7 protein-coding genes, 1 pseudogene and 1 riboswitch are annotated in these 8,380 nt (G+C 74.1%); of the genes and pseudogenes, 5 read left to right on the top strand and 3 right to left on the bottom strand.

All coding sequences use genetic code 11. From position 1 onward, the window contains the following. From AOK03_RS23595 to AOK03_RS23585, 3 genes and pseudogenes are all read right to left on the bottom strand, one after another. Positions 1–369, bottom strand: a pseudogene (locus tag AOK03_RS23595) (hypothetical protein); the annotation flags it as partial. A 101-nt stretch (positions 370–470) separates the two neighbouring features. After that, positions 471–1,607 carry an alpha/beta hydrolase family protein gene (locus AOK03_RS23590; protein ID WP_055567336.1) on the bottom strand — a complete coding sequence of 379 codons (1,137 nt, stop codon included), beginning with the start codon at positions 1,605–1,607 and terminating at the stop codon, positions 471–473. A 78-nt stretch (positions 1,608–1,685) separates the two neighbouring features. Next, entirely contained in the window at positions 1,686–2,405 is a 720-nt protein-coding gene (locus AOK03_RS23585; RefSeq protein ID WP_079074914.1) for a class II aldolase/adducin family protein, read from the bottom strand. A 315-nt stretch (positions 2,406–2,720) separates the two neighbouring features. Here AOK03_RS23585 and AOK03_RS23580 point away from each other — a divergent pair, with 315 nt between their 5' ends. The 5 genes from AOK03_RS23580 to AOK03_RS23560 all read left to right on the top strand — a co-directional run. Beyond that, a complete protein-coding gene (locus AOK03_RS23580) occupies positions 2,721–4,019 on the top strand; it encodes an inorganic phosphate transporter (RefSeq protein ID WP_055567335.1) in 1,299 nt (432 codons plus the stop codon). A gap of 12 nt (positions 4,020–4,031) precedes the next feature. Further along, positions 4,032–4,256 carry a hypothetical protein gene (locus AOK03_RS23575; RefSeq protein WP_055567334.1) on the top strand — a complete coding sequence of 75 codons (225 nt, stop codon included), beginning with the start codon at positions 4,032–4,034 and terminating at the stop codon, positions 4,254–4,256. Positions 4,257–4,423: 167 nt separating this feature from the next. Then, a riboswitch (cobalamin riboswitch) is annotated at positions 4,424–4,568 on the top strand. 107 nt (positions 4,569–4,675) lie between these two features. After that, entirely contained in the window at positions 4,676–5,659 is a 984-nt protein-coding gene (locus tag AOK03_RS23570; protein WP_055567333.1) for a cobalamin biosynthesis protein, read from the top strand. Next, the gene (locus AOK03_RS23565) at positions 5,656–7,164 is read left to right on the top strand and encodes a cobyric acid synthase (protein ID WP_055567332.1); all 1,509 of its coding nucleotides are present in this window, start codon (positions 5,656–5,658) and stop codon (positions 7,162–7,164) included. The genes AOK03_RS23570 and AOK03_RS23565 overlap by 4 nt, the downstream gene beginning before the upstream one ends. A 34-nt stretch (positions 7,165–7,198) precedes the next feature. Further along, on the top strand, positions 7,199–8,380 hold a 1,182-nt coding region (locus AOK03_RS23560), incomplete at its 3' end, for a magnesium chelatase ATPase subunit I (protein ID WP_244177715.1).

Here is an 8,380-nt window from a genome sequence, read left to right as displayed (position 1 = left end):
GCGGACCTGAGCGGAGGTCAGTCCCAGTTCGGCGGCGGCCCGTTCGGCGGTGGCGTCGGACAGCGTGCCCTTGCCGTCGGGCGTCGCGCCGGTGCCGCCGGGGCCCGGGCGGAGGGCCGCGTCGGCCCAGCGGGCGACTCGTACGGCGTCGGCGAGGCCGGCTCGCGCGCCCCTGGCGAGCTCCGCGGGCGCGGGCGTGCCCTCGGGTGGACGGGGCGCGGGACGGCGCGTGCGGCGGTTGCCCATCGCGCCGGGCGCGGCGGAGAGGGGTCGTGCTGGGTCGCGCCGGGCCTCTCCTCGCTCTTCGGCCCTCGGGTAGGGCGCGCGGACAAGTCGGAGCCTGGAGTCGCGCGGGGTACGGGACGTCACAGGAGCAGTCTTCCTGTTGACGGTCGGAAAACCCAAACGGAATGACGGGGCAGGCCTTCGGGGGCGCCGTGCGGCGGCTGTGCGGGGAAGGTTTCGAACCGTCAGATCAGGGGGGTGAGGAAGCGGCGCAGAACCTCTTCGTAGCCCGCCGGGTCCGCATTCCACATAGCACCGTGGGGGGCGTTCGGAACGGGGTGCAAGGTCACCAGTTCCGGCCGCCGTTCGGCCATCCTGCGGGAGAGGGCCCAGGGCGCGACGGTGTCGTCGGGACCGTGCACGACGAGGGTCGGCACCTTGAGGGCCTCGGGGCCCGCGGAGGCGAGGATCCGGTCGCCGCGCAGACCGGTGCGGCCCTGTGCCGCACGGACCGCAAGCGGAAGGAGTGGCCCCGGGGTCCGGCGGGCCCCGGCGAGGGCCCGCAGGGTGGTCTCCCAGCTCAGCACCGGGGAGTCGAGGACGAGGCCGCTGATGCGGTCGCGGAGCGCCGAGTGCGCCGCGGCGTGCAGGCACATGGCGGCGCCGGTGGACCAGCCGTGCAGGACGACGCGCTCGGCGCCGTTGCGCACGGCGTAGCGGATGGCGGCGTCCAGGTCGCGCCACTCGGTCTCGCCGAGGTGGCCGAGGCCGTCCGGGGAGCGGGGCGCGCCCAGGTCGCCGCGGTAGGCGAGGTCGAGGACGGGGACCCGCAGGCGGTGCAGGAAGTCCATGACGACCATGGGGTGCTCGCGGGTGGTGCCGAGGCCGTGCACCGTGATGACCCAGGTGTCCCGGGCGGCGGGCACGAACCAGGCGGGCAGCCCGCCGAGTTCGCCGGGGATGTCGACGTCGGCGTGGTCGAGACCCAGCGCGGCGTGCGGGTCCCCGATGTGGACCTGGGGCGTGAGCCAGACGCGGGCGCCGGGTTCCAGGGTGCCGTGGGTGACGGCTTCGAGGCGGCGTACGACGGTGTCGGCCTCGTGCGGGGCGGACTCCAGGACGGGTCCGACGATCGCGTGGGTGCCGTTGCCGCTCAGGCCGTACGTACCGGGGCGCAGGCTGGCCAGGGCGCGGGTGAGGCTGATCTGGCCCGCGGCCGTGGCGTGCACGGTGAGGCGGGGCTCGGTCGGCAGGGGGCGGCCCGCGGGCGCCTTGAGGGCGGCGTCGCTGGCGAAACGGCCCGCAGCGATGGCGGCTGCGGCCGTCCCCAGGGCGGCTGTTACTGCGGTGACGGCCGCTGCCGTCGCTTTGGCTGGGCGCACCGTCCCAGTGTCCGGGGCGGAGGGCTCCGGGGCCAGTGGGCGGTGGCTCCGGGGTGACCGGGCCGCCACCGCCCCGGGTCAGCCGGCCGGCTGGCCGTACCCCTTCAGCCGCTCCTCCGCTTCGCGCAGCTGGGACGGGGACAGGAGCGTCGGGGCGTGGCCCGGGACGGCGGCGGCCGTGAGCCAGAGGCGGGACATCCATTCCAGTTGGGCCGTGCGGTCGTACGCCTGGGAGAGCGTGTCTCCGTAGGTGACCGTTCCGTGGTTCTGGAGGAGGCATCCCGTGCGGTCGCGCAGGGCGTGGAGCATGTGGTCGGCCAGCTCCTCGGTGCCGTAGAGGGCGTAGGGCGCGACGCGGGGCGGACCGCCGAGGATGCCGGCCATGTAGTGGACCGCGGGAAGCTCGGAGACCAGCATGGAGACGGCCGTGGCGTGCACCGCGTGGGTGTGGACCACCGCTCCCGCGTCCGTGTCGCGGTAGATCGCCAGGTGCATGGGCAGCTCGCTGGTCGGCGAGAGGTCGCCGAAGAGCTGCCGTCCTTCGAGATCGACGCCGACCGCGTCCGCGGGGCGCAGACGGTCGTACGGCACTCCGCTCGGGGTGACCAGGACGGTGCCGCCGACCCGCACCGAGACGTTGCCCGAGGTGCCGACGACCAGGCCGTCGGTGACCGTCCTGCGGGCCGCGCCGACGAGCTCGTCCCAGGCCTTCGCGATGGCGTCCGTGTTCCCGTGGTTCCCGTGGTTCCCGTGGTTCCCGTGGTTCCCGTGCTCCCCGTGCTGCCGCTGCTCAGTCATGCGGTGATCCTGCCAGCCGGGTGCCGGACGGCGGAGGGGGGTGCGGACGCGGCGTGATCAGTATCTCTTCGACGGGTCGGCGGGCCGTTCGAAACGGTGCGGGCGCGGGGTGGCCGCCGGATGGCGGAGCCCGACACTCCGCCCAGTTTGCGGGCCCCCCGCCGCAGCTCCGTACGATCGATGTCGGGCACCCGGAACATACGAGGTGACGGCCCTCCGCTTCGGGTCACCGCACCGCCCGGCCAAGTTCACTTTCCGTTCACCCGGATTGCCTACGTTCAACGTGCCACTGACGTCCAACAGAAGCCTGGGTAAATGGAACACATCACGCTTCTCCTCGGGATCGTGATCGTCACCGCTCTCGTGTTCGATTTCACGAACGGTTTCCACGACACTGCCAACGCGATGGCGACGACCATCTCGACCGGCGCTCTGAAGCCCAAGACGGCGGTGGCCATGTCCGCCGTGCTCAACCTCGTCGGCGCCTTCCTCTCGGTGGAAGTCGCCAAAACGATCTCCGGCGGCATCGTCAATGAGGACGGCCTCAAAACAGAGGTCATCTTCGCCGCGCTCGTCGGCGCGATTCTCTGGAATCTCCTGACCTGGCTGGTGGGCCTGCCCTCCAGCTCCTCCCACGCGCTCTTCGGCGGCCTCATCGGCGCCGCGGTCATGTCGATGGGCTGGTCGTCGATCAACGGCGGCACCGTCGTCACCAAGATCCTGATCCCGGCCGTCGCGGCCCCGCTGGTGGCGGGCATCGCCGCGACGCTGGCCACGCGCCTGACGTACCGCATCGGCCGCAACACGGACCAGAAGTCCACCGCCAAGGGCTACCGCGCGGGTCAGATCGCCTCCGCCGGTCTCGTCTCGCTGGCCCACGGCACGAACGACGCGCAGAAGACCATGGGCATCATCACGCTCGCCCTCATCACGGGCGGCGTCCTGAACCCCGGTGCCAACCCCCCGATGTGGGTCATCGTCTCGGCCGGTATCGCCATCGCGCTCGGCACCTACCTCGGCGGCTGGCGCATCATCCGCACCATGGGCAAGGGCCTGACCGACCTCGCGCCGCAGCAGGGCTTCGCCGCCCAGACCAGCGCCGCGACGGCGATCCTCGCCTCCTCGCACATCGGCTTCTCGCTCTCCACCACCCAGGTCTGCTCCGGCGCCGTGATGGGCGCGGGCCTCGGCCGCAAGGGCGGCGTCGTCCGCTGGTCGACCGCGACCCGGATGTTCGTCGCCTGGGGCCTGACCCTGCCCGCCGCCGGTCTGGTCGGCGCGGGCGCCGAGTTCCTCACCAAGCAGGGCCCCTGGGGCGTCACGGCCACCGCCGCGCTGCTCGTCGGCGGCTCGGCCGTGATCTGGGTGCTCTCGCGGCGCAACGCCATCGACCACACCAACGTCACCGACGACGAGATCCGCCCGGCCGAGGACACCACGGTCGCCGAGCCCGCGGGCGTCGTGACCACCGCGATCGCCGCCGTCACGCCGCCCCCCACGGGCGCCCTGGCCGCCTCGACGGTCACGGACGAGTCCGTCAAGGCCGGCGTCACGGCCCCGACCACGACCACGACCGGCGCCATGGCGGACCCCGCCCGGCCCGCGACGGTGTAAGGACAGATCAGCATGAGCATCGACTGGGCAGCTCTCGGCTCCGTCTTCGGAGTCAGCCTCGCGGTGACGGTGGCCCTGGTGGGCCTGTTCACGCTCGGCATCGTCGGCCTCTCCCAGCAGGACAAGGCGGCCGCCTCCACGGGTGGCCAGGCGACGATGGCGCGCACCGGCGCGTACGCCTGCTTCGCGCTGTGCGCGGCGGCCGTGGCGTACGGGATCTATCTGATCGTCGCCTGACGGCAGCCGGTCGTCGGCCGACAACGGCGTTCCCGGGTGGGGCGCGGAGCGTACGAGACGCTCCGCGCCCCACCCGTGTGTCGGGACCTCTGATCGGGACCCCGGCTCGGGACCCCCGTGTGGGCCCCAACACACTCTCCCGTCGCAGGTCAACGGCGAGTTGACGGGCGTTCGGGGGGCGTGGTGGACTGCCGGGGCCAACTACGGCGGCAGAAGAGGAAGCCGGTGCGAATCCGGCGCGGTCCCGCCACTGTCACCGGGGAGAACCCCTCCCCGCGAGCCAGGAACTCTCGCCGCCGATCACGTCGAACCAGGGCGCGGACACCCTGAGTGAGGACATATCGCCATGCGCGGCCGCCCGGTGCCGGTTCCCTCCCTGAGTACGAGCCCCCTCCTCAGCGCGACGGCGGGCTGAGCCCATGAGTGCCGATCGCGACTTCGCGTACGGCGCCGCCGCCGGATTCCTCGGTGACCTGCTGCTCGGCGATCCCCGCCGGGGCCACCCGGTCGCCGCGTTCGGGCGGGCGGCGGGTGCCGTCGAGCGCGTGCTGTGGCGGGACCACCGCGGATGGGGCGCGCTGCACACCCTGGCCTGCGCCGGGGGCGCGGCGGGTGCCGCCGCCCTCGCCGCTTCTCTCGTACGCCGCTCCCCCGCCGCATCCGTCGCGCTGACCGCCGCCGCGACCTGGGCCGTGCTCGGCGGGACCTCCCTCGGGCGCGAGGCACGGGCCGTCGGCGGGGCGCTGGAGGCCGGTGACATCGAGGTCGCGCGCGAGCGGCTGCCCCATCTGTGCGGGCGGGACCCGCAGGCGCTGGACGCCGACGGCATCGCGCGGGCCGTCGTGGAGTCCGTCGCCGAGAACACCTCCGACGCCGTGGTGGGAGCGCTCGTGTGGGGCGCCGTCGGCGGGGTGCCGGGACTCGTCGCGTTCCGTGCCGTGAACACCCTCGACGCGATGGTCGGGCACAAGTCCGCGCGGTACCGGCGCTACGGATGGGCCTCGGCGCGGCTCGACGACGTCTTCGGCTGGCCGGGGGCGCGGCTCACCGCGGCGCTGGCCGTGCTCGCGGGGGACTCGCCCTCGGGGGCGGTGCGCGCGTGGCGCTCCGATGCCGCGAAACACCCGAGCCCCAACGCCGGGCCCGTCGAGGCCGCCTTCGCGGGGGCTTTGGGCGTACGTCTCGGGGGGACCCTCTCGTACGCGGGACGGGTCGAGCACCGGCCCGTGCTCAACGCGGACGGGCGTGACGTGAGCGTGGCGGACATCGAGCGGGCGGTGCGGCTCTCTCGGCGCGTGGGCCTGCTGGCCCTCGGCGTCGCGGCCGCCGCCCGCTTGAAGTCCGGCAGGTCCGGCCGGTCCGACCGGCCCAGCAGATCCAGGAAGCCAGGGAGAGCCTCGTGAGCGGTGGACTGCTCGTCGCCGGAACCACCTCCGACGCCGGGAAGAGCGTCGTCACCGCGGGCATCTGCCGGTGGCTGACCCGCAAGGGCGTGTCCGTCGCGCCGTTCAAGGCGCAGAACATGTCCCTCAACTCCTTCGTCACCCGCGAAGGCGCCGAGATCGGGCGGGCGCAGGCCATGCAGGCGCAGGCCGCCCGCGTCGAGCCGAGCGCGCTGATGAACCCCGTGCTGCTCAAGCCGGGCGGCGACCGCTCCAGCCAGGTCGTCCTGATGGGCAAGCCGGTCGGCGAGATGAGCGCGCGCGGCTACCACGGGGGGCGCCAGGCGGCGCTGCTCGACACCGTCGTGGGCTGCCTCGAAGAGCTGCGGAGCAGCTACGACGCCGTGATCTGCGAGGGCGCGGGCAGCCCCGCCGAGATCAACCTGCGGCGCACCGACATCGTGAACATGGGCATAGCGCGCGCCGCCCGATTCCCCGTCCTGGTGGTCGGGGACATCGACAGGGGCGGGGTGTTCGCGTCGTTCTTCGGGACGACGGCGCTGCTGAGCGCGGCCGACCAGGAGCTCGTCGCCGGCTACCTCGTGAACAAGTTCCGCGGGGACGTCTCCCTCCTCGAACCCGGCCTCGACATGCTGCTCGACCTCACCGGGCGGCGCACGTTCGGCGTGCTGCCGTTCCAGCACGGGCTCGGCATCGACGAGGAGGACGGCCTGCGGGTGTCCCTGCGGGGCGCCGTCCGGGAGTCCGTGGTGGCCCCGCCGGTCGGCGAGGACGTACTGCGGGTCGCCGTGTGCGCCGTGCCGCTGATGTCCAACTTCACGGACGTGGACGCGCTGGCCGCCGAACCGGGCGTCGTCGTGCGGTTCGTGGACCGCGCCGAGGAGCTCGTCGACGCCGACCTGGTCGTGGTGCCGGGCACCCGCGGCACCGTGCGCGCCCTGCGGTGGCTGCGCGAGCGCGGCCTCGCGGACGCCCTCGCGCGCCGCGCCGCCGAGGGGCGGCCGGTGCTCGGCATCTGCGGCGGCTTCCAGGTCCTCGGCGAGCACATCGAGGACGAGGTCGAGTCGCGTGCCGGGTCCGTCGACGGGCTCGGGCTGCTGCCGGTGCGGGTGCGGTTCGCCCGCGAGAAGACCCTCGCCCGGCCGGTGGGCGAGGCCCTCGGCGAGCCCGTCGAGGGGTACGAGATCCACCACGGCGTGGCCGAAGTGACGGGCGGCGAGCCCTTCCTGGACGGCTGCCGGGTCGGCGAGGTGTGGGGCACGCACTGGCACGGGTCGCTGGAGAGCGACGCGTTCCGGCGCCGGTTCCTCACCGAGGTCGCCCGCGCGGCCGGACGCCGCTTCGTGCCCGCCCCCGACACCAGCTTCGGCGCGCTGCGCGAGGAGCAGCTCGACCTGCTCGGTGACCTGATCGAAGAACACGCGGACACGGACGCGCTGCTGGGCCTGATCGAGAAGGGCCCACCGGCCGGCCTGCCGTTCATCGCCCCCGGAGCGCCCTCGTGAGCGCCGCCACGCACCACCGCACCAAGGAGGCTCTGTGAGTACCCCGTATCCGTTCACCGCCCTCGTCGGGCAGGACGACCTGCGGCTCGCGCTCTTGCTGAACGCCGTATCGCCCGCCGTGGGCGGCGTGCTCGTACGGGGAGAGAAGGGCACCGCCAAGTCCACCGCCGTGCGCGCGCTCTCCGCGCTGCTCCCCGAGGTGCCGGTCGTCGCCGGGTGCCGCTTCTCGTGCGACCCGGCGGCCGCCGACCCGAACTGCCCCGACGGCCCGCACGAGACGGGCGGCGACACCGCACGCCCCGCGCGCATGGTCGAGCTGCCGGTCGGCGCCTCCGAGGACCGGCTCGTCGGCGCCCTCGACATCGAGCGGGCCCTCGCCGAGGGCGTGAAGGCCTTCGAGCCCGGCCTGCTCGCCGACGCGCACCGCGGCATCCTGTACGTGGACGAGGTCAATCTCCTCCACGACCACCTGGTCGACCTCTTGCTGGACGCGGCCGCGATGGGCGCCTCGTACGTGGAGCGCGAAGGCGTCTCCGTCCGGCATGCCGCCCGCTTCCTGCTCGTCGGCACCATGAACCCCGAAGAGGGCGAGCTGCGGCCGCAGTTGCTCGACCGGTTCGGTCTCACCGTCGAGGTGGCCGCGTCCCGGGAGACCGACCAGCGCGTCGAGGTCGTCCGGCGACGGCTCGCGTACGACGACGACCCCGAGGGCTTCGCGGGGCGCTGGGACGAGGACGAGTCGGCGCTGCGCGCACGGGTCGTGGCGGCCCGCGCGCTGCTTCCCCAGGTCGTCCTCGGCGACGGGGCGCTGCGGCAGATCGCGGCGACCTGCGCGGCGTTCGAGGTCGACGGGATGCGCGCGGACATCGTGATGGCCCGCACGGCGACCGCGCTCGCCGCCTGGGCTGGCCGCACCGACGTGCAGAGCGAGGACGTGCGGCAGGCCGCGCTGCTCGCGCTGCCGCACCGCAGGCGCCGCAACCCGTTCGACGCGCCCGGCCTCGACGAGGACAAGCTGGACGAGGCGCTGGAGGACGCGCGCGAGGACGAGGAGCCCGAGCCCCCGGAAGGGGACGACGACCCCGACGGCGGCGGTCCGGACGGCGGCCCCGGCGGCGGGCAGCCCCCGGCCGACGGCCCCGACTCCCCCGAGCTGCCGCCCCAGAACCAGGGCCCGGACGCTCCGGACACCGACGGGACACCGGCCCCCCAGGAG

Source organism: Streptomyces atriruber (genome assembly GCF_001418325.1).
Lineage (GTDB): Bacteria > Actinomycetota > Actinomycetes > Streptomycetales > Streptomycetaceae > Streptomyces > Streptomyces atriruber.
This window is presented reverse-complemented; position numbering and strand designations above follow the sequence as displayed.